Origin of the sequence: Citrobacter sp. TBCS-15, assembly GCF_005280815.1 — a bacterium.
GTDB classification, from domain to species: domain Bacteria; phylum Pseudomonadota; class Gammaproteobacteria; order Enterobacterales; family Enterobacteriaceae; genus Citrobacter; species Citrobacter werkmanii.
Map to the genome: position 1 here is coordinate 18,343 of NZ_SZWK01000120.1, position 24,675 is coordinate 43,017.

A 24,675-nucleotide genomic window follows, 5' to 3' on the forward strand; every position below is an offset into this window, starting at 1 on the left:
TTAAATCTCCTCGGCGTGAGACAATATGTACTGTTCGGCTTCCTGCGACCAAATCCCCTGATGACGCTCCAGGATATCGCGCAAGGCTGGATCATCAATCTGGGTGAGCGCGGTTAATGGTAAGGCTTTGCCGGTGTAAACCAGTTTTTTACCGCCACCGACTTGCGGCAATTCCAGCGTTGTTTCACCAGCCGCATTCAGCCCCAGAATGTGCGTCACCACTTTTGCTGCCTGAACTTTCTTCTCTTCGATCAGTTTTACCGCTGTGCGCATATCGTCGGTATTGCCGCCAGATGTCCCAACATAATGGGTGAAGGCGTAGTGCACGTCGTAGAAGTTAATCGGCGCGCTAAACTGCTTATCCTGCGGACCGGCAAAGAAGTTCATGCAGCCATCGGCAGCCAGCAGGGAAGAGGCCAGCGTGACCAGCCCTTCGTTGGGCACAAACACAAAGATGTCATCAAATCCATGCCCGCCGCTCAACGCCATCAAGGTATCATAAGCCGCATCCTGGGCGTGGAGATAGTGGATTAACGTTTGTGGTTCTGATGGATAGTGCTTGCGGGCGTAGCTCAACTTGTCGTTATTGGTGTCGGTTACCACAAGCAGCGCAGGGTTAACCGGGCCATGCAGTGCATAGTCGATCGCCAGTAGTCCCATTGGTCCGGTACCGCCGAGGATTAACGTGCGCCCCTGCGGACGAATGCCCATCTTATGGTTATAAGTGCCTTCCTGCAGGTGATAGTTGGCGTTGAATGCGCCAATCACGCAGGATAGTGGCTCAACCAGCGAGCCTTCAAAATAGGTTTCGCCTTCGTAGGCCAACAAGCAGTCCTGCTCCATGACTTCATCAGGAATGATGACGTGCGTGGCTTCACCGCCTACCCACGGGAAGGAGTAGCCGGGACAGTCCGGGCGATCCGGCAGTTGCAGGTTAGCCTGAATGACATAGCGTTGGCCGGGCTGAAACTTATGCTGCCATTTTTTCCCCACGGCAATAATATCGCCGCAGAACTCGTGGCCAATGATGATCGGGTTGGTGGCCACATCATCCGGCACTTTTTTGTGGTTCTCGCCCTGGTTAGCCTCTTTCCAGGAAGAAAGGCACAGGCTGTCGGTCACGACCGAGGCCAGAATTTCATCGTCCTGCATTTCGGGAAGGTCGAAGGTTTCCAGGCGCAGATCGCGTTTACCATAAAGGCGTAAAGCTGTTGTTGTTTGCATTGTTACCACCTCTTCCTCTTTCGAGGACAATTTGTTGAAGTAGCCCCAGCATCGCCGGGGCGGAAAAATCAGGACAGGAAGCCCAGCGCGTTGCCGATAATCCCCAGCGCAAACAGGGCGAAGATCAGCCATACCGGATTAATTTTCTTGTTGAGCAGCCGTACCATCAGCAGCGTCAGACCCAGCGCCAGCAGGCCAGGACAGAGTTGGTCGAGGATGTTCTGCACGGTCATGGTGACGGTGGCGCCGTCTGCGCCAGGCGTTTGCGATACCACCAGCGGCACGTTGATGCTGGTCCATTTGGTGACCAGTACCCCCATCACAAACAGGCCAAGAATTGATGCGCCTTCGGTCAGTTTTTGCAGCAGGTTGCCGCCCATGTCGCTGACGATATTGACCCCTTTACGAAAGCCAAGCTGTAAGCCGTACCACTTCATGGCAAGACGTACTGCATTGAAAAGAAAGAAGAACAATAGTGGCCCGAGAATGTTTCCGGAGAGCGCCAGCGAGGCGCCGAGCGCGGCGGTAATCGGGCGCAGCGTTCCCCATACCAGCGGGTCGCCAACACCGGCCAGCGGACCCATCAGCCCAACTTTGATGCCGTTGATGGCCCCGTCGTCAATTTCCGCACCGTTCGCGCGGGCTTCTTCCATCGCGGCGGTCACGCCAATCACCGGGCCGCAAACGGCAGGTGTGGTATTGAAGAACACCAGGTGGCGCTTGAGGGCCGCAACCTGGTCCTCTTTCAGTGGATACAGGCGCTTAATAGCCGGGATCATGTCGTAGCAAAAGCCCAGCCCATGAATGCGTTCAAAGTTGAATGACGCTTGCTGGAGGTTGGAGCGAACAAACATGCTAAACAGGTCGGATTTGGTCAGTTTTTTCTGTTCCATGGTGGGCTCCATTAGTCATCAAGCTGATCGAGAGCTTGAGAAGAGGCGGGTTGCGCCTGCGGTTCGGCTTTACGCCACTGTGGGTTCAACTGGATGTAGACCAGCGCGATAATCACGCCAACCCCACCGAAAGCCAGCAGGCTCAAATCGAGATACCCTCCGGCAATAAATCCGAGGAAGAAGAAGGGCATCAGGTACTTCACGCCCATCATGCGCAGCACCATGGCGTAACCGACCACCACGATAAAGCCACCGGCAATCTGCAATCCGCGGGTGACGAATTCTGGAATGGCGTTGAGCATATTGCTGACCATATCGGCGCTGACAAACAGCGAGACGATTAATGCAGGGATGGCAACGCGCAGCGCCTGTACGCCGAGAGCGGAAACGTGCAGCATGTCGATGGTGCGAAAGCGGGCCTCTTCGGCTGCTTTATCCGCCGCGTGCTGGAACACCACGGTGATGGTACGGGCAAAGACGGTTAGTACCTGACCTGCCGCCGCGACGGGCAGGGCGATGGCGATACCGGTCGCAACGCTTTGCTGACCGACGATAACCAGAATGGCGGAGATAATACTGGCGAGCGCCGAATCGGGAGACTGCGCTGCGCCGACGTTCATCCAGCCAAGAGCAATTAACTCCAGCGTGCCGCCGAGCATAATCCCGGTTTTTAAATCACCAAGAATCAGTCCGATAACGGTACAAGCGATCAGCGGACGGTGGGTCTGGAACTCATCCAGCACGCTGCCCATTCCGGCAATACAGGAAAATAGGAATATGGCGATAATTTGTAGGGTACTTATTTCCATAATATGTCACCTTGTGAATGTGATCATCCCTGCCTGTTAAAGCATAAGTACACAGGCATTTTTATTTATTCAGCGAAAGATTGTTCTTCTATTTTTTCGAGAATATTAATAGATGGATCGGATGCGACGACGCGTAAATCCAGCGTGACGCCTAGTTTATCTAACTCACGAAACGCATTAATGTCGTCGCTGTCTAAAGAAACGGCTTTGGTTAATTGTTTTTTACCTGGTCGCCAGGCCATGCCGCCAATATTTAACGTGGCAATTTTTACCCCTTGTTTTACCATTGCTAATGCATCCTGCGGGCGGGTAAACAAATAAAAAACGGTTTCGCTCTGATATTGTGGGTTATGGTACACAGCGACCGCCTTTTCGATATTAACGACGTTAACCTTCATTCCTGGCGGGGCTGCCTGACGTAATAATGTTCGACGGACTTCATCGTTATAAACGTCGTCATTGCAAATAATAATTCGTTGGGCATTCGCCACCTTCGACCAGACGGTGGTGACCTGACCGTGAATCAAGCGGTCATCGATACGAGCAAGGGTAATGTTCATCAGAAATCCTCTTCGGTCGTTTCCAGATGTTGCCAGACGACACAGGTTTGTTGAGCAATGGTCGTCAGGTGTTCGCACAGTTCATCCACATTCATACAGCTTTGGTTGTCTACCAGTTCCAGCGCTAATGGCAGCGACAACCCGCTAATGACGCGAATGGTGGGGTTTTGCATTGCCAGCGAAGCGGCAGCATTCCAGGGACTGCCACACTGCAGATCGACGGCAATCAGCCATTCATCACTAGTGTGAATACTTACTAACTTTTCCAGCTTTCCCACGATGTTGCTGGCGTTCTCCCCAGGGACAAATGCCACCGCTTCGACGTTGACATCGCCGTAGACCATCTGTACCGATTCCAGCATGGCGCAGGCCAGATTGCCGTGAGCACAGAAGATTGCATTGACCATAAAACCTCCTTAGCCGCGCGTTTTTCCGCCCGCAATGTTAGTGGTTACTCCGGTGATATAACTGGCGCGCTCTGAGAGGAGATAACAAACAAAATCAGCGACTTCACTTAAACGTCCTGAACGACCGATCGGGATCGCGTTCTTGGTATAACCCTCACGCAACTGTTCGACGGTGATGTTGCGGGTCCAGGCCAGCGCTTCTTCATACTCGGGGGTGCGCAGACCGGTTTTTTCCAGAATGCCAGGCGCAATTCCCACCACACGAATGCCGTGTTTGCCCAACTCTTTCGACCAGGAGCGGGTAAAGCTATTCAACGCGGCTTTGGTGGCGGCATAGCAGCTTTGGCCCTCTGAACCTTCCAGCCCGCTTTCGGAAGAGACATTAACGATCACGCCGTTATGCTGTTTTACCATTTGGCGTGCCGTTGCTTGCGACATTAAGAACACACCTTTCTGGTTGATATTAACCATTTTTTCAAAAGCAGCTTCGTTGAGTTCGTATTGCCCGGCGGGTGCTTTTTCATCAACCAGTAGCCGTGGGAAGTTAACGCCAGCATTATTTACCAGTCCATCAATACGTCCGTAGCGTTGGATAATTTCAGCAACAGTATGATTAACCTCTTTGGCACTGGAAATATCCGTTGGCCAGAAATGATATCCGCTATGGCTGTCATATTTACCTTCTCCGCCATGAATATCCGCCATTTGTACATTAGCGCCTTGCGCTAATAGCTCCTCGACAATGGCCAGGCCAATTCCGGATGCACCACCGGTAACAATAATGACTTTGTCCTGCAAGTTTAACCACGTTTGCATAATAAACTCCCGATTTCAGATAAGGGGATCCCACATAAAATTAATTATGGCAGGACCAATTAGAATTTATTTACTTCAACAATAATTCAGCGGTATGACTGTTAGTGACTAAACAGTTAATATAGTTCCCACGTAATGCGCCTAATATCCCACTGTATTTTTCTTCACCCATTGCAATACCAATGGAGTAACGTGCCTGTTTTAATTTATCGGTTTCGATGGCGAGCGTCTTTTCACTCATCCTGGTCTCTACGGTCACACCGTTGATATCGTAAAAGCGCGAGCAAATGTCTCCGGCGACATGGCGGGCATGCAGGTCATCACTCTCTTCACTGCCGTAAAAAGCGTGCCAGTTGGCACCATCGCGTATTGCCGGAGACCCAATTCCGACCAGCGCGACATCCAGATTATCCCAGTAAGCGGAAATCGATTTGAAGTGCCGGGACTGCATAATGCCGTTACGGATCAGCGGGTTTTCCAGCAGTGCCGGGAAATCGGCCAGGTGTGATTCCCCTTTCAGCTTTGCCGCGGCACCGTAGGTCAGCGTATTGACGTGGTAGCGGCTTTCAAGTTTACCGGACGGTCCGCCGATAATCGGCACACAGATCAGCTGGCGTGACTGGCTGGCCGGGGATAATCCTTCAACCAATCCCCGTACCGCGCGACCCCATGAAAAACCAATAATGTCGCCGGGTTCCAGTAAGCGTTCCAGCAACTGCGCGCCGTGCACGCCCATCATATTAAGTTGTTCATCTTCCTGTTCGCTGTCGCAGGAAACTACGACCGCCTCTTTCAGGCCAAATTTCTGTTTTAGCTGCTGTTCCAGCCACAGATTTTCGTTGTAGTCGTAATTAATGGCGATGGTGACGATACCCTGCTCGCGTCCACGTTTTAGTAACCGGCTGATCGTGGTGCGATAAATACCCAGCTCGCGGGCGATTTGCGCTTGTGTCATATCCTGTTCGTAATACAGCTGCGATATTTTTACGATCAGGCGGATATCATCGCTGTTTTCCGTCGCCATTTTTGGACTCCTGCACATTTGTGCAAATCACGAAATTGCCTTCTTGATCTGATATAACCCCATCTGTTTCACATCTCAAAGCTATTTTCACTTATTTCAGCGTTAAGAACTGAACGATTGTGTTGCACATTTGATGTGGAGATTGCGCGTTGTCGGCACAGATGTGCGTGCTGCTCTAATGTATTGATTCTGCTTGTTTTCATCCAACAAAATTGCAGATATGGATTACCGACACTTTTGTGTCAAAAGGTGGGGCGGATCACAAATAGCGCTCGGGCATTTGAACACGATTATTTTTTATCGCCCACAAGGTAGGGTATATTTCGCTGTCAAAGGAGAAACTATGCTGCCCGACTCATCCATCCGATTAAATAAATACATCAGTGAAAGCGGAATCTGCTCGCGTCGCGAGGCGGATCGCTTTATCGAACAAGGGAATGTCTTCCTGAATGGTAAACGCGCCACCATTGGCGATCAGGTAAAGCCTGGCGACGTCGTAAAAGTGAATGGTCGGTTGATTGAGCCGCGTGAAGCGGAAGATCTGGTCTTTATCGCGCTGAACAAGCCAGTAGGGATTGTCAGCACCACCGAAGACAGCGAGCGCGACAACATTGTTGATTTCGTGAATCACAGCAAGCGTGTGTTCCCAATCGGTCGTCTGGACAAAGATTCCCAGGGACTTATCTTTCTGACCAACCACGGCGACCTGGTGAATAAAATCCTGCGTGCCGGTAACGATCATGAAAAAGAGTATCTGGTAACGGTAGATAAGCCGGTCACTGATGACTTTATCCGTGGGATGGGGGCCGGTGTGCCAATCCTCGGCACCGTCACCAAGAAATGTAAGGTGAAGAAAGAAGCGCCGTTTGTGTTTCGCATCACGCTGATTCAGGGGCTGAACCGTCAGATCCGTCGTATGTGCGAGCACTTTGGCTATGAAGTTACCAAACTTGAGCGTACGCGTATCATGAACGTTGGCTTGTCTGGCCTGCCGCTTGGTGAATGGCGCGACCTGACGGATGACGAACTGATCGATCTGTTCAAGCTGATTGAGAACTCGTCCTCAGAAGCCAAACCGAAGGCGAAAGCGAAGCCAAAAACCGCAGGCATTAAGCGCCCGGTAGTGAAAATCGAAAAATCTGCGGAGAAAGAGAAATCGCGCCCGGCAGCAAACGGTAAACGCTTTACCTCACCGGGGCGTAAGAAGAAAGGGCGTTAACGTCTGCCGCGCGTTGGCGTATTCGCTGACCAGGAAAACGATGCTTCCGCATCCGGTTTATAAGCCTGCTTTTTCTTTAACTGGCGGGCTTTTTTTGCTTCCGCTTCGCGCAAGGCCATCAGTTTATCGATGTACTCTTTCTTGATGCTGTTGGTCTCTGCGTTGGTCAGCAGCCGACCATGCGCGATGCGCGCGCGGTCGAGCAGCGTTTTCAGTTCACGCTGCTCGCGCTCGGTCATCTCTTTTTGGGTAATGCGGGGGAGTGCCATAGGGGTGCCCTCTGTTAGCCGATGTCCTCAGTGTACGGCAAAGTGCAGAGGCTGGGTAGGCCGGATAAGGCGTTAGCCACCATCCGGCGATTTGCACGCATTGTGCCTGATAGCGTTACGCTTATCGGGCCTACAGCCGACAATTAGCGGCGTTTTTTCTCATCAATCGGTTTACCGGACCAGTAACCCGCCAGTAGCGAACCAGAAAGGTTGTGCCAGACGGAGAACAGCGCACCGGGCAGGGCGGCAAGCGGGCCGAAATAGATTTTGCCCAGCGCAGCGGCCAGGCCTGAATTCTGCATGCCGACTTCGATAGCTAAAGTACGGCAGGTCGACTCGTCGAAACCAAACAGTTTTCCGCCCCAGTAGCCGCCGAGCAGGCCAATGGTGTTATGCAGGATAACGGCGATAATCACCACAAAGCCAACGGACGCAATGTGCGAAGCAGAGCCTGCCACAACGGCGCTGATGATCGCCAGGATGCACACCATAGAAAACGCGGGCAGATACGGCTCGACGGCTTTTACGACACGTGGGAACAGATGGTGAATGACCAGTCCCAGGGCAATCGGAATGACCACGATCTGCAGAATACTCAGCAGCATACCCATCACATCCACCTGAATATGCGCATCGACATACAGCCGTGTCAGCAGCGGTGTGGCGACGACGCCGACCAACGTTGAAACGGATGAAATAGTCACGGAGAGCGCCACATCACCTTTGGCCAGATAGATCATGACGTTAGACGCTGTTCCGCTGGCGACGCTACCGACCAGCACCATGCCTGCGGACAGTTCCGGCGGCATATTAAAAGCCAGCGCCAAAATCCATGCGGCGAGCGGCATCACCAGATAGTGCAGGAAAATACCCGCGGCGACCGGCGCAGGACGTGAGAGTACGCGTTTAAAGTCATCCACTTTCAAATGGACGCCCATGCCGAACATAATCAGCATCAGTAACGACGGCACGAATGGCCCGACAGGCGTAAAGGTGGAGGGCGTGTAATACGCAATAACAGAGAGCAGCAGCGCCCATAATGGGAACAGCCGCGTCAGAGTAGCGAGCATGTTATATTCCTTGCGATTGAAATGTGTTGTGTTGTTATAAAAAAGCCGGGTTCGAGCCCGGCTATAGTTATTATTTATCGCGTGATGAAATATTATTCAAACAAATTATGGTGCAGCTTCTGTACCACCTGTTCGGCTTCGGTTCCGGGCACCAGGAAGCACAGGTTATGGCTGGACGCGCCGTAGCAAATCATGCGGATGTTGAACGGCTCCAGTACGCCGAACACCTCTTTACCTACGCCGCAGGCTTTGGATAGGTCGTTGCCAATCAGCGCCACCAGCGCCAGGTCTTCTTCCACTTCAACCCGACACAGAGCAGACAGTTCCATCAGCAGAGACTGTGTTAACAGCGTATCGCCGGTAGACGTTGAACCGGTGGTATCCAGCGTCAGCGCCACGCTGACTTCCGATGTAGTAATTAAATCTACCGAGATGTTGTGGCGCGCCAGGATGCCGAACACTTCCGCTAAAAAGCCGCGAGAGTGCAGCATATTCAGGCTATGCAGCGTTAGCAGCGTTTGCTTACGGCGTAGCGCCAGGGCACGGAACAACGGTGGATTTTGGGTTTTATTGCATACCAGCGTACCGCCTGCTTTTGGATCCTTACTGGAGCCAACAAACACCGGGATATCGCTACGTACAGCAGGTAACAGGGTTGCCGGGTGCAGCACTTTCGCGCCGAAGGTCGCCATTTCCGCGGCTTCTTCGAAGGCGATTTCATCAATACGTTTAGCGGCTGGAACGACGCGCGGATCGGTGGTGTAAATGCCGGGAACATCGGTCCAGATATCGACGCGCGTTGCGTGCAGCGCTTCAGCCAGCAGGGCGGCCGTATAATCACTGCCGCCGCGTCCCAGCGTGGTGGTGCGGCCCTTGCTTTCGCTGCCGATAAAGCCTTGGGTAATCACCAGGCCTTCGCTCAGACGCGGGGCTAACTGGAGCGTGGTCAGTTCGGCCAGCGCTGCGACGTCGGGTTCTGCACGACCGAAACGATCGTTAGTGCGCATCACTTTACGCACGTCAAACCACTGCGCTTGGACGTTGCGCTCACGCAGGATCTCAACAAACAGGAGGGTAGACATCAGCTCACCGTGGCTGACCAGTTCGTCGGTCAGCGCGGTTGAGGTCGCCAGTGACGCCGCTTCTGCCAGCGTGGTGATGTTTTCCAGCAGGCGTTCGATCTCTTCACGAATCACGTTTGGATAACGCAGGCGTTCCAGAATATTGAACTGAATTTGACGAATGGCGTCGAGTTTTTCGAAGCGCTCGGTTGGCTCCAGCCCTTCGGCCAGCGCGACCAGCAGGTTAGTAATGCCTGCCGATGCGGAAAGCACCACTAATCGGACGTTCGCATCAGAAAGCACCACATCGGCGCTGCGATTCATGGCATCAAAATCCGCCACGCTGGTACCGCCAAACTTGGAGACAACTACATCAGTCATAACTACCTCGTGTCAGGGAGTGAATAGAGCGACCATGGCACATAAGGCAGAACAGAAACCGGTGCAGGCGCAAATGCAAATACCGTATTTATAAATAAAATGTGTAGCTTGCACTGTCAACGCTGGGATTATGCGGATTTTTCATGCTGCAACTGCGTTGAGTAACGGTACTAATAACAACGCTGATAACGGCTATACTTTTTAGCCTCGTTTGGCGGATGCCCTGGCAATGGCATTAAAACAATCACACTTTTCTGTGACTGGCGTTACAATCGATCTCAGTCACAATTCTCAAAATCAGAAGAGTATTGCTAATGAAAAACATCAATCCAACGCAGACCTCAGCCTGGCAGGCACTACAAAAACACTTTGAAGAGATGAAAGACGTTACTATCGCCGATCTGTTCGCGAAAGATAGCGATCGTTTCACCAAATTTTCCGCGACGTTTGACGATCTGATGCTGGTGGATTTCTCCAAAAACCGCATCACAGAAGAGACGCTGGCCAAACTGCAGGATCTGGCGAAAGAGACCGATTTGGCAGGCGCCATCAAGTCCATGTTCTCCGGTGAGAAAATCAACCGTACCGAAGACCGTGCCGTGCTGCACGTGGCGCTGCGTAACCGTAGCAATACCCCAATCATCGTTGACGGCAAAGATGTGATGCCGGAAGTGAACGCGGTGCTGGAGAAGATGAAATCCTTCTCAGAAGCGATCATCTCCGGAAGCTGGAAAGGCTATACCGGCAAAGCCATTACTGATGTAGTGAACATCGGTATCGGCGGTTCCGACCTTGGTCCGTTCATGGTGACCGAAGCGCTGCGTCCGTACAAAAACCATCTGAACATGCACTTTGTGTCTAACGTCGATGGGACGCACATCGCTGAAGTACTGAAGAAAGTGAACCCGGAAACCACGCTGTTCCTGGTCGCTTCTAAAACCTTCACCACCCAGGAAACCATGACTAACGCCCATAGCGCGCGCGACTGGTTCCTGAAAACCGCCGGTGATGAAAAACACGTTGCCAAGCACTTCGCAGCCCTCTCCACTAACGCGAAAGCTGTCGGCGAATTCGGTATTGATACCGCCAACATGTTTGAGTTCTGGGACTGGGTTGGCGGCCGTTACTCTCTGTGGTCAGCGATTGGTCTGTCGATCATCCTGTCCGTTGGTTTCGATAACTTCGTTGAGCTGCTGTCCGGCGCGCATGCGATGGACAAACACTTCTCCACTACCCCGGCGGAGAAAAACCTGCCGGTGCTGCTGGCGCTGATCGGGATCTGGTACAACAACTTCTTCGGCGCTGAAACCGAAGCGATCCTGCCGTATGACCAGTATATGCACCGTTTTGCGGCCTACTTTCAGCAGGGCAATATGGAATCCAACGGTAAATACGTGGACCGTAACGGCAACGCGGTAGACTACCAGACGGGCCCAATTATCTGGGGCGAGCCGGGTACTAATGGTCAGCATGCGTTCTACCAGCTGATTCACCAGGGCACCAAAATGGTACCGTGCGATTTCATCGCGCCGGCTATCACCCATAACCCGCTGTCCGACCACCATCCGAAGCTGCTGTCCAACTTCTTCGCTCAGACCGAAGCGCTGGCGTTCGGTAAATCCCGCGAGGTGGTAGAGCAGGAATACCGCGACCAGGGTAAAGATCCGGCAACGCTGGACCACGTTGTGCCGTTCAAAGTGTTCGAAGGCAACCGTCCAACCAACTCCATCCTGCTGCGCGAAATCACGCCGTTCAGCCTGGGTGCGCTGATTGCCCTGTACGAGCACAAAATCTTTACTCAGGGCGCAATCCTGAACATCTTCACTTTCGACCAGTGGGGCGTGGAGCTGGGCAAACAGCTGGCAAATCGCATCCTGCCGGAGCTGAATGATGATAAAGAGATCACCAGCCATGATTGCTCGACTAACGGTTTGATTAACCGTTATAAGTCCTGGCGCGCCTGATGACGCTGCGCTTATCCGGCCTACAGGCACACATTTGTAGGCCGGATAAGGCGTTTAGCCGCCATCCGGCATTAATGAAATATAAAAGCCGATATTAATATCGGCTTTTTTTATAAGATTGCTCCAGGATATCTACGTTGTTACTTCACTCCCTAATTGAGCTTAATCCTAAAGTAATTAACTTACCGGAATTCCATCTCTGTTATTTTCGGAATTTACGGATATTGCATATCTGATGTTTATATTTTAACTGATTGATTTTAATGTTTAATATTATTAATTAATAATGACGATTTGCTTTCTTTTCTAATTATCCTAAATTCCCGCCTGACGTAATTTGCACACTTTGGCTTGTGTATACTCGATCTCGCCCGAAATTCTTTTGGGTAAATCTCCATTCATTAAATGAAGGAAATTTGTGATGAAAAAAGTTCTGTATGGCCTTTGGGCTATATCTGCGCTTGCGGCGACCTCTGTCTATGCTGCCCCCGTTCAGGTGGGTGAAGCTGCAGGGTCGGCTGCCGCGTCGGTTTCGGCAGGAAGTTCCTCCGCTACCAGCGTGAGCACCGTAAGTTCTGCGGTGGGGGTGGCCCTTGCGGCGACCGGTGGTGGTGATGGTTCTAATACCGGAACCACAACCACGACAACCACCAGTACCCAGTAATACCGGTACGTTTAATTCTAACCACACTTCGGTGTGGTTATTTTGAATGACCAAAAACCTGCGGGATTTGTAGGCCGGGTAAGCGTTGCGCACCCGGCAATAATGCGGAGAAGTGTCGTGAAGCGACCAGCGCTCATATTGGTTTGCCTGTTACTACAGGCGTGCTCGGCCACCACCGAAGGGCTGGGCCATTCGCTGTGGGATAGTGTGTTTGGTACTCCCGGCGTTCAGATGACGGATGATGAAATCCAAAACATGCCCTACGCCAGCCAGTATATGCAGCTCAATGGTGGTCCACAGCTGTTTGTCGTACTCGCGTTTGCAGAAAACGGACAGCAGAAGTGGGTGACTCAGGATCAGGCCATTCTCGTGACGCAGCATGGGCGCATTGTGAAAACGCAGCTCGGCGGGGACAACCTGATTGAGGTGAATAATCTGGCAGCAGACCCGCTCATCAAACCCAATCAGATAACCGATGGCGCAACATGGACCCGCACGATGGGCTGGACTGAACATCAGCAGGTGCGCTATGCCACCGCCCGCTCTGTTTTCACATGGGATGGCACTGACAGCATTCAGGTCGGCAGTGATGAAACGCCAGTGCGCATCCTTGATGAAGAGATAACTACCGATCAAACGCGCTGGCATAACCGCTACTGGGTCGATAGCGAAGGGCAAATCCGTCAGTCGGAACAGTATCTGGGAGCTAACTTCTTCCCGGTGAAAACCACGCTGATTAAGGCGGCAAAATCATGATGAAACGAGCCGTAGTGGCGCTGATTTTTAGCCTGAGCGCACCCTCTGTTTTTGCTGCGGGTAATGTCAAAGTAATGATTGCAGGCAGCGCTGAACCCAAAATATTGACCGGTGCGGAGCATCTGATCGATCTGGTTGGACAGCCGCGGTTGAGTAATAGCTGGTGGCCCGGAGCGGTCATCAGCGAAGAGCGGGCAACGGCGGCGGCAGAACGCCAACAGCAGACATTACTGGCTCGTCTGGCAGCGCTGAGTGCTGAAGAAAGCGGTGACGATGCCGCGGCTATCAACACATTACGCCAGCAAATTCAGGCGCTGAAGGTGACCGGCAGACAGAAAATTAACCTTGACCCGGATGTGGTGCGCGTCAGCGAGCGAGGCAACCCGCCGTTGCAGGGCAACTACACGCTATGGGTTGGATCCCAGCCAACGGATATCACATTGTTTGGTTTGCTAAGCCGTCCGGGTAAACAACCGTTTGTGCCCGGGCGTGATGTCGCCAGCTATCTCGATGGGCAAAGTCGGCTCAGCGGTGCGGATCGCAGCTACGCGTGGGTCATCTATCCCGATGGGCGCTCGCAAAAAGTCCCTATCGCTTACTGGAACAAACGTCACGTTGAGCCGATGCCCGGCAGCATCATTTTTGTCGGACTCTCTGATGCCTTCTGGAGCAGTACCCCGGATGAAATCAATGCCGATATTCTTCACACCCTGACCCAGCGGATACCTGAATAATGAGAAAAACTTATCTGCTCAGCTTACTGGCGCTGGGCGTAAGCGTTGCCTGTCACGGTGAAACATGGCCTGCGCCCATTGGTCCATCCCAGTCCGATTTTGGCGGCGTAGGTCTGCTGCAAACCCCGACTGCACGGATGGCGCGTGAAGGGGAAATGAGCCTCAACTACCGGGACAACGATCAGTACCGCTACTACTCTGCGTCGGTGCAACTGTTCCCCTGGCTGGAAACCACGCTGCGCTATACCGATGTGCGTACCAAAAAATACAGCAGCGTAGAGTCATTTTCTGGCGATCAGACATACAAGGATAAAGCGTTTGATCTCAAACTTCGGCTGTGGGAAGAGAGCTACTGGATGCCGCAGGTGGCCGTTGGCGCGCGGGATATCGGCGGGACGGGTCTGTTTGATGCGGAGTATATCGTGGCGAACAAAGCCTGGGGCCCGTTTGATTTCTCGCTCGGTCTGGGCTGGGGATCTCTTGGCACCAGCGGCAACGTCAGCAATCCGTTTTGCTCATACAGCGATAAATTCTGTCATCGCGATAACAGCTACAAGCAGGCTGGTTCTATTGACGGCAGCCAGATGTTTCATGGTCCGGCATCGTTATTTGGCGGCGTGGAATATCAGACACCCTGGCAGCCGCTGCGCCTGAAACTGGAGTATGAAGGCAATAATTACCAGCAGGATTTTGCGGGCAAGCTGGATCAAAAGAGCAAGTTTAACGTCGGCGCTATCTATCGCGTCACCGATTGGGCCGACGTTAACCTCAGCTATGAGCGCGGGAACACCTTTATGTTTGGGTTCACGCTGCGGACTAACTTCAACGACTTGCGACCAAACTATAACGATAACGCCCGTCCGAAGTATCAGCCACAGCCGCAGGATGCGATTCTGCAACATTCGGTAGTGGCGAATCAGCTAACGCTGCTGAAATATAACGCCGGGCTGGCGGATCCTAAAATTCAGGTGCAGGGCGATACGCTGTATGTGACCGGCGAACAGGTGAAATACCGTGATTCGCGTGAAGGGATCGAACGCGCCAACCGGATCGTGATGAACGATCTTCCCGACGGGATCCGCACGATCCGTATTACCGAAAATCGCCTTAACTTGCCGCAGGTGACGACCGAAACGGAGGTTTCCAGCCTTAAGCGACACCTGGAAGGTGAGCCGTTGGGTCATGAAACACAACTGGCGCAAAAACGCGTTGAGCCTGTGGTGCCGAAAACGACTGAGCAGGGTTGGTATATTGATAAGTCTCGCTTTGATTTTCATATCGATCCGGTGCTCAATCAGTCGGTGGGCGGCCCGGAAAACTTCTATATGTACCAGTTGGGTGTAATGGGAACTGCGGATTGGTGGGTGACCGATCATCTGCTGACTACCGGGAGTTTGTTCGCCAACCTCGCCAATAACTATGACAAATTTAACTACACCAACCCGCCGCAGGATTCGCATTTACCACGCGTGCGTACTCATGTGCGTGAGTATGTACAAAACGATGTCTACGTGAATAACCTGCAGGCCAACTACTTCCAGTCACTCGGAAACGGGTTCTACGGACAGGTTTACGCTGGTTATCTGGAGACCATGTACGGCGGGGCGGGGGCAGAAGTGTTGTATCGTCCGTTAGACAGCAACTGGGCGTTTGGCATTGACGCTAACTATGTGAAACAGCGTGACTGGCGTAGCGCGCAGGATATGATGAAATTCACCGACTACAGCGTGAAGACCGGGCATTTGACGGCTTACTGGAATCCTTCATTCGCTCAGGATGTACTGGTAAAAGCCAGCGTCGGCCAGTATCTGGCGGGAGATAAGGGGGGAACGCTGGAAATTGCCAAACGCTTCGACAGCGGTGTGGTGGTAGGAGGCTATGCGACCATCACCGACGCCTCGCCGGATGAATATGGCGAGGGTGATTTTACCAAAGGGGTGTACGTTTCCGTGCCGCTGGATCTCTTCTCTTCAGGCCCAACCCGCAGCCGTGCGGCGATTGGCTGGACGCCGTTGACGCGTGACGGTGGGCAGCAGCTTGGACGTAAGTTTGGTCTATATGATATGACCAGCGACAGAAGCGAGAACTTCCGTTAATGCTTGATCGCCCGGTGCGCTGCGCTTATCCGGCCTACATTGCCGGTCGGATAAGGCATTTATGCCGCCATCCGGCAATTTACAAACGACGCAATAATTTTGCCGGGTTGCCCGCGTACACGCCTTTCTCGGTAATCGATTTTGTCACCACGCTTCCCGCGCCGATGACTGCGCCATCGCAGATTGTGACTGCCAGAATGGTCGCCCCACTGCCGATCGAGACATCATTGCCAATCGTAATTCTTCCCCAACTGGTGCGGTCGGCATTGGGTTTTCCTTGCCGAAACATATCATTGGCGAACATCACGCCATGCCCGATAAAACAGCGGGAACCGATGGTGACATATTCGCAGATGAAGGTGTGAGACTGAATTTTGCTGTCTGCGCCAATCTGCGTGTTGCCCTGGATTTCAACAAATGGTCCGACAAAAACGTTATCCTCCAGTATGCAGTCGTACAGGTTCGCCGGTTCATAAACCACTACATTCTCACCGCACGTGACGTTGCGAAAAGCGGATTGACGAATATTCACCATTTATATCCTCTTAAATCTGCTTTTCCATAACGTACAAAATGCTGGTCTGGGAGGCGGTAGTGAAAGCAATTTCCTTTACAAACGTCATCCCTTGCCGTTCATAGAACTGCCGTGCCTTAGGATTATCAGCCAGTACCTCAAGCCAGAGCCATTTTTCATCCTGCTCTTTGGCCTGGCGAATAACTTCGGCAAAAAGCTGCTCACCGTACTGTTTGCCCGTTGCATCTGGCATCAGGTAGATCTTATGTAGCAATGCCCCTGAACGCCCTTCTGGATCAACAGAGTGGCGGAGACTGTATTTGGCAAAGCCAACCGGCGCGTCGGCAAAGGCGATAAGCCAGAAGGTTCCGGGCTCGGCCAAACTGCTGGATATCGCTGGTAAGGAATATTCCTGCTCAAGATAAGCGTCGAGCTCGCTCGGGTTTTTCCACAAAGGCGCAAAGTGATGTCGATAGCTGGTATAGCCCATTGAGCTTAGCAAGCTGGCATCGTCGACGGTTGCCATTTGAATCTTAAGCATTTCTATTCCGTTCAAGATGTTAGAGTCAGAAGCATTGTTGCACTATTATTGAGCTGCACAAAACATAAACAAAAAATGTAGATCTCTGTCACATTTCTGCGTTATACAGGAACCTTGTTACTGAACAGGAGGGGCCGTTATGACGTCGCTATCTCGTCCGCGCGTGGAGTTTATCTCCACCATCTTACAGACCGTGTTGAATCTGGGGTTGTTGAGTCTGGGCCTGATCCTGGTCGTATTCCTGGGGAAAGAAACGCTGCATCTGGCAGATGTGCTGTTCGCGCCGGAACAAACCAGCAAGTATGAGCTGGTGGAAGGGCTGGTGGTTTACTTCCTCTACTTTGAATTTATCGCCTTGATTGTGAAATACTTTCAGTCAGGGTTTCACTTTCCGCTGCGCTACTTTGTCTATATCGGGATCACCGCGATTGTGCGGTTGATCATCGTCGATCATAAAGCGCCGATGGATGTGCTGATCTATTCTGCAGCGATCCTGCTGTTGGTGATCACTCTGTGGCTGTGTAATTCTAAACGGCTGAAGCGAGAGTAAAAGACAACACGCCGCAATCGGGCTGCGGCGTGTTGTATGTCAGGGTTACTGCGCAGAGGCTGGCTGGGTTTTCTCTGCTGCGGGTTCCCACAGCTCTTCAAGTTCTTCCAGCGTTTTGCCTTTGGTTTCCGGTACGAACTTCCACATAAACAGCGCCGCCAGAATACCCATACAACCGTAAATCCAGTAGGAGAAACCGTTGTGGAAATGGGAAACCAGCCACGAATTTTTGTCCATCATCGGGAAGGTCCAGGAGACAAAGTAGTTCGCCAGCCACTGAGCGGCGACGGCAATGGCGAGCGCTTTGCCACGAATCGCGTTCGGGAAGATTTCTGCCAACAGCACCCAACAAACCGGTCCCCAGGACATGGCGAATGCGGCGACGTAAAACAGCATCGACAGCAGCGCTATCAGCCCGGAAGCCTGGGTGTAAAACGCGGTGCCAAGGCTGAACATCCCAAGAGCCATACCCAATGCGCCAATTATTTGCAGCGGTTTGCGACCAAATTTGTCCACCGTCATGATTGCCAGCACGGTGAAGCTCAGGTTGATTACGCCGACAATAATAGTCTGCAAGAGCGCCACGTCGGTGCTGGCCCCTAACGTTTTAAACACTTCCGGCGCGTAGTACAGCACGACGTTAATACCGACAAACTGCTGGAAGATAGATAACATCACGCCGATGACGATTACGCCCACGCCAAACATCAACAGACGTCCGCCGGTTTTACGGCCATGCTCCAGTGACTGATTGATCTCCTGCATGGCCTGGGTGGCAAGGCTGTTGCCCATAATTTTGCGCAGAATGCCCTCCGCCTGCTCGTGTCTGCCACGCGCCATCAGCCAGCGCGGGCTTTCCGGTACGGTGTACAGCAACAGTAAAAACAGCAGGGCGGGAATGCTTTCGGAAGCAAACATATATCGCCAGCCATCGGTATTCAGCCAGTTAGCGTCACCGGAACGGGCAATGAAATAGTTAACGCAATACACCAACAGTTGGCCAAAAATAATGGCGAACTGGTTAAAGGAAACCAGTTTTCCACGAATATGCGCTGGAGCCAGTTCTGCAATATACATCGGTGAGAGCATTGAGGCTAAACCAACGCCAACGCCACCAATGATGCGATAAATAACAAATTCTGGAACGTATCCGGCCAAATAAACAGGCACGGCATTATCTGGGTTAATCGTGGTAAATCCTAATTCTGGCCACGCAGAACCAATACCGGAAATAAAGAACAGCAGGGCGGCGATTTTCAGCGAGTCCCGACGACCAAAGCGGTTACTGCAATAACCGCCCAGCGCACCGCCGATAATGCAGCCAATCAACGCGCTGGCGACGCAAAAGCCCAATAGCGAGTTAGCGGCGGATTCACTTAAATGTTGCGGGGCGACAAACACGGTATTTAAGGACTCTACCGTTCCGGATATGACGGCGGTGTCATAGCCGAATAATAGCCCTCCTAATGTTGCTACTAATGTAATCGAAAAAATATAACTGGAATTATATTGGGTGTTCATTCAGACCTGCCTTAGAGGATACAGCTCTTTTGATCAGTGTCGTGATGGTGGATTTAACAGGCAGGGAAGACAATTATCATTTTTTACATTGCAATTATGTTTTGTCTTTTCTGTGATCTTAATTCTGTTTAATTTGTCTGTTTTCAAGTGATAAATATAATTGCAGTGATGCGGGCCACGAAAGGAAATAATCGTAACAGCAATGCAAAATAACATAAAAAAGGGCGCTCCGTAGAGCGCCGAATAACAGTCACAGGTTGGGATAACATAAGTTGAGGGTTGCAGTGGCATTGCCCGTTGCCGGGCAGGTACTTCGATAAAACTTAACCTTTCACACCACCCGCCGTCAGGCCGTTGACCAGCCAGCGCTGTGCCAGCAGGAACACCAGAGTAATCGGAATGGCTGAAAGTACAGCTGCGGCGGCAAAGTCGCCCCACAAGTAGTTCTGTGGATTGAGGTACTGCTGCATACCAACCGCAAGGGTGTAGCTGTTCACATCACGCAGCAGCAGTGACGCGACCGGTACTTCGGTAATAGCGGCAATGAATGACAGAATAAATACGACCGCCAGAATCGGTACGGAAAGCGGCAGCAGTACCAGGCGGAATGCCTGCCACGGTGTGGCGCCATCCAGCGCGGCCGCTTCTTCCAGCGAACCGTCGATGGTTTCAAAATAGCCCTTAATCGTCCAGACATGCAGTGCGATACCGCCGAGATAGGCGAAGATCACCCCGCCGTGAGTGTTCAGGCCGATAAACGGAATGTACTGGCCCAGGCGGTCAAACAACGCGTACAGGGCAACCAGCGACAGTACCGCCGGGAACATCTGGAAAATCAGCATCCCTTTCAGCAGGGTCGCTTTACCCGGGAAGCGCATACGGGCAAAGGCGTAAGCACAGGTGGTGGAAAGCGTCACAATACCAATCGCGGTAATGGTGGCGACTTTCACCGAGTTCCACAGCCACAGCAGCACCGGGAATGGCGGCGGAGTGACGCGGCCATCCGCGTGTTCTACGCTAAAGCCCAGCGCCAGTTTCCAGTGTTCCCAGGAAATATTATCCGGGATCAGGCTGCCGGTAGCGAAGTTACCTTCACGCAGCGAAATGGCGATAACCATCAGCAGCGGGAACATGATCGCCGCGATAAAAATCAGCAGCCCTAAGTGCGTTGCGAATAAACGTAACTTTTGTGATTTCGGTTGGACCATAGCCATTGTCGTTATCTCCCTTAATCAAACTTCATACGCGTGGCTTTCAGGTTCACGATGGCCAGCGCGCCTACCAGCAGGAAGATCAGCGTAGCAATCGCTGCCGCCAGACCGAAGTCCTGACCGCCGCCGCCTTCAAAGGCGATACGGTAGGTGTAGCTCACGAGCAGGTCGGTGTAACCGGCAGGCGTGGTGGTGCCGAGGCGATCCGGGCCGCCGTTGGTCAACAGTTGAATCAGCACGAAGTTATTAAAGTTAAAGGCAAAGCTGGCGATCATCAGCGGCGTCAGCGGCTTAATCAGCAGCGGTAATGTAATTTTAAAGAAGTTCTGGAACGGACCCGCGCCGTCCATTGCCGAGGCTTCATATAGATCGTCAGGAATCGCTTTCAGCAGCCCCATGCACAGGATCATCATGTACGGATAACCCAGCCAGGTGTTAACGATGATAATCATCGAACGCGCGGTGGTTGGATCGCTAAACCAGGCCGGCTTGATACCAAACAGCGCGCTGAGCATCATGTTAATTTCACCAAAACTCTGGTTGAACAGTCCTTTGAAAATCAGAATCGAGATAAACGACGGTACGGCGTAGGGCAGAATCAGCAGGACGCGGTAAATCGCTTTGCCCTTCAGAGATTCCCACTGCACCAGACAGGCCAGCACCATACCCACAGCCACGGTCAGAATCACCGTCATGACTGAGAACACGACCGTCCAGACAAAGATGGCGAAGAACGGTTTCTGGATGCCCTCGTCGGTAAATACGCGGGTGAAATTGTCCCAGCCGATGGTGACGGTATAGCCCGGGCTGAGTTTTTCAGTACCCCAGCTACCGTCTGCGTTAATGGCCTGATAATAACCAATATCGTTATTAGCGCGGTACTTCACGCCGCTTTGATTGTTGGTGAGCGTCCCATCATCGGCCAGGGAGTAGAGCGGCTGCGTACCTGAGAACTGACGCAATGAACTCATGATGACTTTGCTTTCGTCCGGCAGAATAGCCGTTAGCTGAGTCAGCGCCTGACGATTCTGGGTGATGATGCGCAGTGTCGCACGTTCGCCCGCTGGCAGCGCCTCGGTTTCTTTTAACTGCAGCTTCTGTTCGCCGCCAAATTTAAAGGCGTCGGAAACATAATTTTTTCCCGTTTCACCGTCGGTGAGGGCCAGTTGCCACTCATCACCCGCCGGATACAGGCCAAAGTTGTAGGTTTTACCTGCCTGATAAGAACGATCCATCAGGACTTGTTGAGCACGTTCAAAGGTCAGCTGGTTGGTGCTGCTGTAGTTGGTAAAAGCAATGGCGATGGTACAAATGAGCGGAAACAGGACAAACAGCCCCATACCGGCCACGCCAGGATAAACATAGCGCCAGGCATAGGCTTTACGGTTAGCGAAAATATACAGGCCAACAGAGCTTAAAATTAGCGTCATGATGGCAAACAGATACTCCCCCTGAGCGTACATCAAAACAACAAGGTAACCGACCAGCAGACCAAGCAGACCCATTACTGACCATTTCAGCATGTCGCTTTGCCACCAGTGTTTCTTTTTAATGACATCCATGGGGTTCAATCCTCAACAACAATGAAAACCTGTTGGTCAGCGTGCCTGATGGCGCTGCGCTTATCAGGCCTACATACGTTGTAGGCCGGATAAGGCATGTATGCCGCCATCCGGCACGTTCACAACTGTATTACTTGGTGATACGACCCTGCGCGTCTTTCAGCGCGGCATCGACGGTCTGGCGACCGCTGGCGGCGTTGATCACTGCGGTACGCACGGCATACCAGAATGCGGACATCTGCGGGATGTTCGGCATGATTTCGCCTTTCTGGGCGTTATCCATGGTGGCCGCGATACGCGGATCTTTCGCTAACTGTTCCTGGAAGGATTTCAGCGCAACCGCGCCCAGTGGTTTGTCCTTGTTCACTTCATCCAGACCCTGGTCGGTCAACAGGTAGTTTTCGAGGAACTCTTTCGCCAGTTCTTTGTTCGGGCTGGCGGCGTTGATACCCGCACTCAGTACGCCAACGAATGGTTTAGACGGCTTGCCTTTGAAGGTTGGCAGCAGCGTGACGCCGTAGTTCACCTTGCTCTTATCGATGTTGGACCACGCCCACGGACCGTTGATGGTCATCGCGGTATCGCCTTTGTTAAAGGCCGCTTCGGCGATGGAGTAATCGGTATCCGCATTCATGTGTTTGTTTTTGATCAGGTCGACCAGGAAGGTCAGGCCCGCTTTCGCGCCAGCGCTATCCACGCCAACGTCTTTCACGTCGTACTTGCCGTTTTCAAACTTGAACGCGTAACCGCCGTCGGCGGCAATCAGCGGCCAGGTGAAGTACGGTTCTTGCAGGTTGAACATCAGCGCGGATTTACCTTTCGCTTTCAGCTCTTTATCCAGCGCCGGAATTTCTTCCCAGGTTTTCGGTGGGTTCGGAACGAGGTCTTTGTTGTAAATCAGCGACAGCGCTTCCACGGCGATCGGGTACGCAATCAGTTTGCCGTTATAGCGTACGGCATCCCAGGTGAACGGATAGAGCTTGTCCTGGAACGCTTTGTCTGGGGTGATTTCAGCCAGCAGGCCAGATTGTGCGTAGCCGCCAAAGCGGTCATGCGCCCAGAAGATGATGTCCGGGCCGTCGCCAGTCGCGGCAACCTGCGGGAACTTCTCTTCCAGCTTGTCCGGGTGCTCAATGGTAACTTTGATACCCGTGTCTTTCTCGAATTTTTTACCCACTTCAGCGAGGCCGTTATAGCCTTTGTCGCCGTTAATCCAGATGACCAGCTTACCTTCTTCAATCTTGGCGAGAGCCGAGGCGGAAAACATCATCGTCGTTAATGCAGACAATGCGAGGATGCGTGCGCCAGTTTTGATATTCATAGTTCCCATCCTGTTTGGTGATTTTGCAGAGGTGGCTTAACGGGTACTAGTTTCTTTATACGGCAACCTCTTTCCATCCTCCTTACTCCTACGCCCCACCCGCTCTTTATGTGATCTGTGTTACATAAATGTGAGTATTGCGCACTGGCGCACATAAAACCCCACCCATTTTTGCAAGCTGCATCACGAAATTCCTCTGAGGCTGGTGGTCCGGGTCTCAGACGCTGCGCTCTCATCCTCCCGCCTCCTCCCCCATAAAAAAGCTGGGGGGTGGAGGATTCACGCCCGTGAGGGATAACGCATAGTCAGTCCATCATGAATGTTGCTGTCGATGACAGGTTGTAACGAAGGGAGAAGGGCATGGCGAGCGTACAGCTGCGAAATGTAACGAAAGCCTGGGGTGACGTGGTGGTATCGAAGGATATCAATCTCGACATTCACGAAGGGGAATTCGTGGTGTTTGTCGGACCATCAGGCTGTGGTAAGTCGACCTTGCTGCGTATGATCGCCGGACTTGAAACCATCACCAGTGGCGACCTGTTTATCGGGGAGACCCGGATGAACGACATTCCGCCCGCCGAACGCGGTGTGGGTATGGTCTTCCAGTCCTATGCGTTATATCCCCATTTATCTGTCGCGGAAAACATGTCGTTTGGCCTCAAACTGGCCGGTGCGAAAAAAGAGGTAATGAACCAGCGTGTTAATCAGGTAGCTGAAGTTCTGCAACTGGCGCACCTGCTGGACCGTAAACCGAAAGCGCTTTCCGGCGGCCAACGTCAGCGTGTGGCGATTGGCCGTACGTTGGTTGCTGAGCCGCGAGTATTTCTGCTGGACGAACCGTTGTCGAACCTTGACGCCGCGTTGCGCGTCCAGATGCGTATTGAAATCTCCCGCCTGCATAAACGTCTTGGCCGCACGATGATTTACGTCACCCACGATCAGGTCGAAGCGATGACCCTGGCAGACAAAATTGTGGTGTTGGATGCCGGTCGTGTGGCGCAGGTCGGTAAACCCCTGGAGCTGTACCACTATCCTGCCGACCGCTTTGTCGCGGGCTTTATCGGTTCGCCAAAAATGAACTTCCTGCCGGTGAAAGTTACCGCAACGGCGATTGATCAGGTGCAGGTTGAATTACCAAACCGCCAGCAAGTCTGGTTACCCGTCGACAGTGCCCGCGTTCAGGTTGGCGCCAATATGTCTTTAGGTATCCGCCCGGAACATCTGCTGCCCAGCGAAATCGCCGATGTCACCCTCGAAGGTGAAGTCCAGGTGGTCGAACAACTTGGTCACGAAACACAAATTCATATCCAGATCCCCGCCATCCGTCAAAACCTGGTTTACCGCCAGAACGACGTGGTGTTGGTAGAAGAGGGTGCCACATTCGCTATCGGCCTGCCGCCAGAGCGTTGCCATCTGTTCCGTGAGGATGGCACTGCATGTCGTCGGTTGCACCAGGAGCCGGGCGTTTAAGGTCCCCATAAAAAACGAAACGCAAAACCATTCGCAGT

Annotated in this window: 24 protein-coding genes; 8 read left to right on the forward strand and 16 right to left on the reverse strand. The window is 52.5% G+C overall.

The window, feature by feature from the left end; all coding sequences use genetic code 11:
• From sorE to FDW96_RS11155, 7 genes are all read right to left on the reverse strand, one after another.
• Positions 1-1,224, reverse strand: coding sequence for an L-sorbose 1-phosphate reductase (gene sorE / locus FDW96_RS11125; protein ID WP_042313054.1), 1,224 nt, complete (start codon positions 1,222-1,224; stop codon positions 1-3).
• Between the two features lie 68 nt (positions 1,225-1,292).
• Positions 1,293-2,117 (reverse strand): PTS system mannose/fructose/sorbose family transporter subunit IID, encoded by an 825-nt coding sequence (locus FDW96_RS11130; RefSeq protein WP_042313051.1) that lies wholly within the window; start codon positions 2,115-2,117, stop codon positions 1,293-1,295.
• 11 nt (positions 2,118-2,128) lie between these two features.
• Positions 2,129-2,926: a PTS mannose/fructose/sorbose transporter subunit IIC gene (locus FDW96_RS11135; RefSeq protein WP_137365704.1), complete on the reverse strand. Its 798-nt coding sequence runs from the start codon at positions 2,924-2,926 to the stop codon at positions 2,129-2,131.
• A gap of 65 nt (positions 2,927-2,991) precedes the next feature.
• Complete coding sequence (locus tag FDW96_RS11140) at positions 2,992-3,486, reverse strand: mannose/fructose/sorbose PTS transporter subunit IIB (protein ID WP_032942075.1); 495 nt, start codon at positions 3,484-3,486, stop codon at positions 2,992-2,994.
• Entirely contained in the window at positions 3,486-3,893 is a 408-nt protein-coding gene (locus FDW96_RS11145) for a mannose/fructose/sorbose PTS transporter subunit IIA (protein ID WP_137365705.1), read from the reverse strand. Before FDW96_RS11145 ends, FDW96_RS11140 begins: the two co-directional genes overlap by 1 nt.
• A gap of 9 nt (positions 3,894-3,902) precedes the next feature.
• On the reverse strand, positions 3,903-4,709 hold the full coding sequence (locus FDW96_RS11150; protein WP_061382704.1) for an SDR family oxidoreductase: 807 nt from the start codon (positions 4,707-4,709) through the stop codon (positions 3,903-3,905).
• 70 nt (positions 4,710-4,779) lie between these two features.
• Entirely contained in the window at positions 4,780-5,733 is a 954-nt protein-coding gene (locus tag FDW96_RS11155) for a sugar-binding transcriptional regulator (RefSeq protein WP_061382703.1), read from the reverse strand.
• Positions 5,734-6,076: 343 nt separating this feature from the next.
• Between FDW96_RS11155 and rluF the strand changes: the two genes are divergently transcribed.
• The gene (gene rluF / locus FDW96_RS11160; RefSeq protein WP_042313037.1) at positions 6,077-6,952 is read left to right on the forward strand and encodes a 23S rRNA pseudouridine(2604) synthase RluF; all 876 of its coding nucleotides are present in this window, start codon (positions 6,077-6,079) and stop codon (positions 6,950-6,952) included.
• Here the strand turns inward: rluF and FDW96_RS11165 are convergent.
• From FDW96_RS11165 to lysC, 3 genes are all read right to left on the reverse strand, one after another.
• Positions 6,949-7,221 carry a DUF3811 domain-containing protein gene (locus FDW96_RS11165; protein WP_003826541.1) on the reverse strand — a complete coding sequence of 91 codons (273 nt, stop codon included), beginning with the start codon at positions 7,219-7,221 and terminating at the stop codon, positions 6,949-6,951. The genes rluF and FDW96_RS11165 overlap by 4 nt on opposite strands.
• Positions 7,222-7,364: 143 nt before the next feature.
• Positions 7,365-8,291 carry a ketopantoate/pantoate/pantothenate transporter PanS gene (gene panS / locus FDW96_RS11170; protein WP_137361102.1) on the reverse strand — a complete coding sequence of 309 codons (927 nt, stop codon included), beginning with the start codon at positions 8,289-8,291 and terminating at the stop codon, positions 7,365-7,367.
• A gap of 92 nt (positions 8,292-8,383) precedes the next feature.
• Positions 8,384-9,733 carry a lysine-sensitive aspartokinase 3 gene (gene lysC / locus FDW96_RS11175; protein ID WP_042313032.1) on the reverse strand — a complete coding sequence of 450 codons (1,350 nt, stop codon included), beginning with the start codon at positions 9,731-9,733 and terminating at the stop codon, positions 8,384-8,386.
• A 314-nt stretch (positions 9,734-10,047) separates the two neighbouring features.
• Between lysC and pgi the strand changes: the two genes are divergently transcribed.
• The 5 genes from pgi (at position 10,048) to FDW96_RS11200 (ending at position 15,947) form a co-directional block, all read left to right on the forward strand.
• Positions 10,048-11,697, forward strand: coding sequence for a glucose-6-phosphate isomerase (gene pgi / locus FDW96_RS11180; RefSeq protein ID WP_042313030.1), 1,650 nt, complete (start codon positions 10,048-10,050; stop codon positions 11,695-11,697).
• A 421-nt stretch (positions 11,698-12,118) separates the two neighbouring features.
• On the forward strand, positions 12,119-12,361 hold the full coding sequence (yjbE, locus tag FDW96_RS11185) for an exopolysaccharide production protein YjbE (RefSeq protein WP_003826562.1): 243 nt from the start codon (positions 12,119-12,121) through the stop codon (positions 12,359-12,361).
• Positions 12,362-12,478: 117 nt separating this feature from the next.
• Positions 12,479-13,117, forward strand: coding sequence for a YjbF family lipoprotein (locus FDW96_RS11190; RefSeq protein WP_042313028.1), 639 nt, complete (start codon positions 12,479-12,481; stop codon positions 13,115-13,117).
• Entirely contained in the window at positions 13,114-13,851 is a 738-nt protein-coding gene (locus FDW96_RS11195; RefSeq protein ID WP_137365706.1) for a capsule biosynthesis GfcC D2 domain-containing protein, read from the forward strand. Before FDW96_RS11190 ends, FDW96_RS11195 begins: the two co-directional genes overlap by 4 nt.
• Positions 13,851-15,947, forward strand: a complete 2,097-nt coding sequence (locus FDW96_RS11200) for a YjbH domain-containing protein (protein ID WP_137365707.1) — start codon at positions 13,851-13,853, stop codon at positions 15,945-15,947. The genes FDW96_RS11195 and FDW96_RS11200 overlap by 1 nt, the downstream gene beginning before the upstream one ends.
• Before the next feature lie 79 nt (positions 15,948-16,026).
• Here the strand turns inward: FDW96_RS11200 and FDW96_RS11205 are convergent, their stop codons facing one another.
• Together FDW96_RS11205 and FDW96_RS11210 are read right to left on the reverse strand one after the other, a co-directional pair.
• Positions 16,027-16,482: an acyltransferase gene (locus tag FDW96_RS11205; RefSeq protein WP_137365708.1), complete on the reverse strand. Its 456-nt coding sequence runs from the start codon at positions 16,480-16,482 to the stop codon at positions 16,027-16,029.
• A gap of 10 nt (positions 16,483-16,492) precedes the next feature.
• Positions 16,493-17,002: a GNAT family N-acetyltransferase gene (locus tag FDW96_RS11210; RefSeq protein WP_137348846.1), complete on the reverse strand. Its 510-nt coding sequence runs from the start codon at positions 17,000-17,002 to the stop codon at positions 16,493-16,495.
• A 139-nt stretch (positions 17,003-17,141) separates the two neighbouring features.
• On the opposite strand from FDW96_RS11210, the gene psiE reads away from it, so the two are divergent.
• Positions 17,142-17,552 (forward strand): phosphate-starvation-inducible protein PsiE, encoded by a 411-nt coding sequence (psiE, locus tag FDW96_RS11215; protein WP_003031674.1) that lies wholly within the window; start codon positions 17,142-17,144, stop codon positions 17,550-17,552.
• Positions 17,553-17,597: 45 nt separating this feature from the next.
• Here psiE and xylE read toward each other — a convergent pair whose 3' ends face one another.
• The 4 genes from xylE to malE form a co-directional block, all read right to left on the reverse strand.
• Positions 17,598-19,073, reverse strand: coding sequence for a D-xylose transporter XylE (xylE, locus tag FDW96_RS11220; protein ID WP_137365709.1), 1,476 nt, complete (start codon positions 19,071-19,073; stop codon positions 17,598-17,600).
• Between the two features lie 323 nt (positions 19,074-19,396).
• On the reverse strand, positions 19,397-20,287 hold the full coding sequence (malG, locus tag FDW96_RS11225; protein WP_038636242.1) for a maltose ABC transporter permease MalG: 891 nt from the start codon (positions 20,285-20,287) through the stop codon (positions 19,397-19,399).
• A 14-nt stretch (positions 20,288-20,301) separates the two neighbouring features.
• Positions 20,302-21,846, reverse strand: a complete 1,545-nt coding sequence (gene malF, locus FDW96_RS11230; RefSeq protein ID WP_042313014.1) for a maltose ABC transporter permease MalF — start codon at positions 21,844-21,846, stop codon at positions 20,302-20,304.
• A 130-nt stretch (positions 21,847-21,976) separates the two neighbouring features.
• Entirely contained in the window at positions 21,977-23,167 is a 1,191-nt protein-coding gene (gene malE / locus FDW96_RS11235; RefSeq protein ID WP_032940895.1) for a maltose/maltodextrin ABC transporter substrate-binding protein MalE, read from the reverse strand.
• A 360-nt stretch (positions 23,168-23,527) separates the two neighbouring features.
• On the opposite strand from malE, the gene malK reads away from it, so the two are divergent.
• The gene (gene malK, locus FDW96_RS11240) at positions 23,528-24,637 is read left to right on the forward strand and encodes a maltose/maltodextrin ABC transporter ATP-binding protein MalK (RefSeq protein WP_038636246.1); all 1,110 of its coding nucleotides are present in this window, start codon (positions 23,528-23,530) and stop codon (positions 24,635-24,637) included.
• The last annotated feature ends 38 nt before the right edge of the window (positions 24,638-24,675 follow it).

Coding starts and splice junctions, on each gene's coding strand:
- sorE (WP_042313054.1), bottom strand. CDS start 1,224: ATGCAAACAACAACAGCTTTACGCCTTTATGGTAAACGCGATCTGCGC.
- FDW96_RS11130 (WP_042313051.1), bottom strand. CDS start 2,117: ATGGAACAGAAAAAACTGACCAAATCCGACCTGTTTAGCATGTTTGTT.
- FDW96_RS11135 (WP_137365704.1), bottom strand. CDS start 2,926: ATGGAAATAAGTACCCTACAAATTATCGCCATATTCCTATTTTCCTGT.
- FDW96_RS11140 (WP_032942075.1), bottom strand. CDS start 3,486: ATGAACATTACCCTTGCTCGTATCGATGACCGCTTGATTCACGGTCAG.
- FDW96_RS11145 (WP_137365705.1), bottom strand. CDS start 3,893: ATGGTCAATGCAATCTTCTGTGCTCACGGCAATCTGGCCTGCGCCATG.
- FDW96_RS11150 (WP_061382704.1), bottom strand. CDS start 4,709: ATGCAAACGTGGTTAAACTTGCAGGACAAAGTCATTATTGTTACCGGT.
- FDW96_RS11155 (WP_061382703.1), bottom strand. CDS start 5,733: ATGGCGACGGAAAACAGCGATGATATCCGCCTGATCGTAAAAATATCG.
- rluF (WP_042313037.1), top strand. CDS start 6,077: ATGCTGCCCGACTCATCCATCCGATTAAATAAATACATCAGTGAAAGC.
- FDW96_RS11165 (WP_003826541.1), bottom strand. CDS start 7,221: ATGGCACTCCCCCGCATTACCCAAAAAGAGATGACCGAGCGCGAGCAG.
- panS (WP_137361102.1), bottom strand. CDS start 8,291: ATGCTCGCTACTCTGACGCGGCTGTTCCCATTATGGGCGCTGCTGCTC.
- lysC (WP_042313032.1), bottom strand. CDS start 9,733: ATGACTGATGTAGTTGTCTCCAAGTTTGGCGGTACCAGCGTGGCGGAT.
- pgi (WP_042313030.1), top strand. CDS start 10,048: ATGAAAAACATCAATCCAACGCAGACCTCAGCCTGGCAGGCACTACAA.
- yjbE (WP_003826562.1), top strand. CDS start 12,119: ATGAAAAAAGTTCTGTATGGCCTTTGGGCTATATCTGCGCTTGCGGCG.
- FDW96_RS11195 (WP_137365706.1), top strand. CDS start 13,114: ATGATGAAACGAGCCGTAGTGGCGCTGATTTTTAGCCTGAGCGCACCC.
- FDW96_RS11200 (WP_137365707.1), top strand. CDS start 13,851: ATGAGAAAAACTTATCTGCTCAGCTTACTGGCGCTGGGCGTAAGCGTT.
- FDW96_RS11205 (WP_137365708.1), bottom strand. CDS start 16,482: ATGGTGAATATTCGTCAATCCGCTTTTCGCAACGTCACGTGCGGTGAG.
- FDW96_RS11210 (WP_137348846.1), bottom strand. CDS start 17,002: ATGCTTAAGATTCAAATGGCAACCGTCGACGATGCCAGCTTGCTAAGC.
- psiE (WP_003031674.1), top strand. CDS start 17,142: ATGACGTCGCTATCTCGTCCGCGCGTGGAGTTTATCTCCACCATCTTA.
- xylE (WP_137365709.1), bottom strand. CDS start 19,073: ATGAACACCCAATATAATTCCAGTTATATTTTTTCGATTACATTAGTA.
- malG (WP_038636242.1), bottom strand. CDS start 20,287: ATGGCTATGGTCCAACCGAAATCACAAAAGTTACGTTTATTCGCAACG.
- malF (WP_042313014.1), bottom strand. CDS start 21,846: ATGGATGTCATTAAAAAGAAACACTGGTGGCAAAGCGACATGCTGAAA.
- malE (WP_032940895.1), bottom strand. CDS start 23,167: ATGAATATCAAAACTGGCGCACGCATCCTCGCATTGTCTGCATTAACG.
- malK (WP_038636246.1), top strand. CDS start 23,528: ATGGCGAGCGTACAGCTGCGAAATGTAACGAAAGCCTGGGGTGACGTG.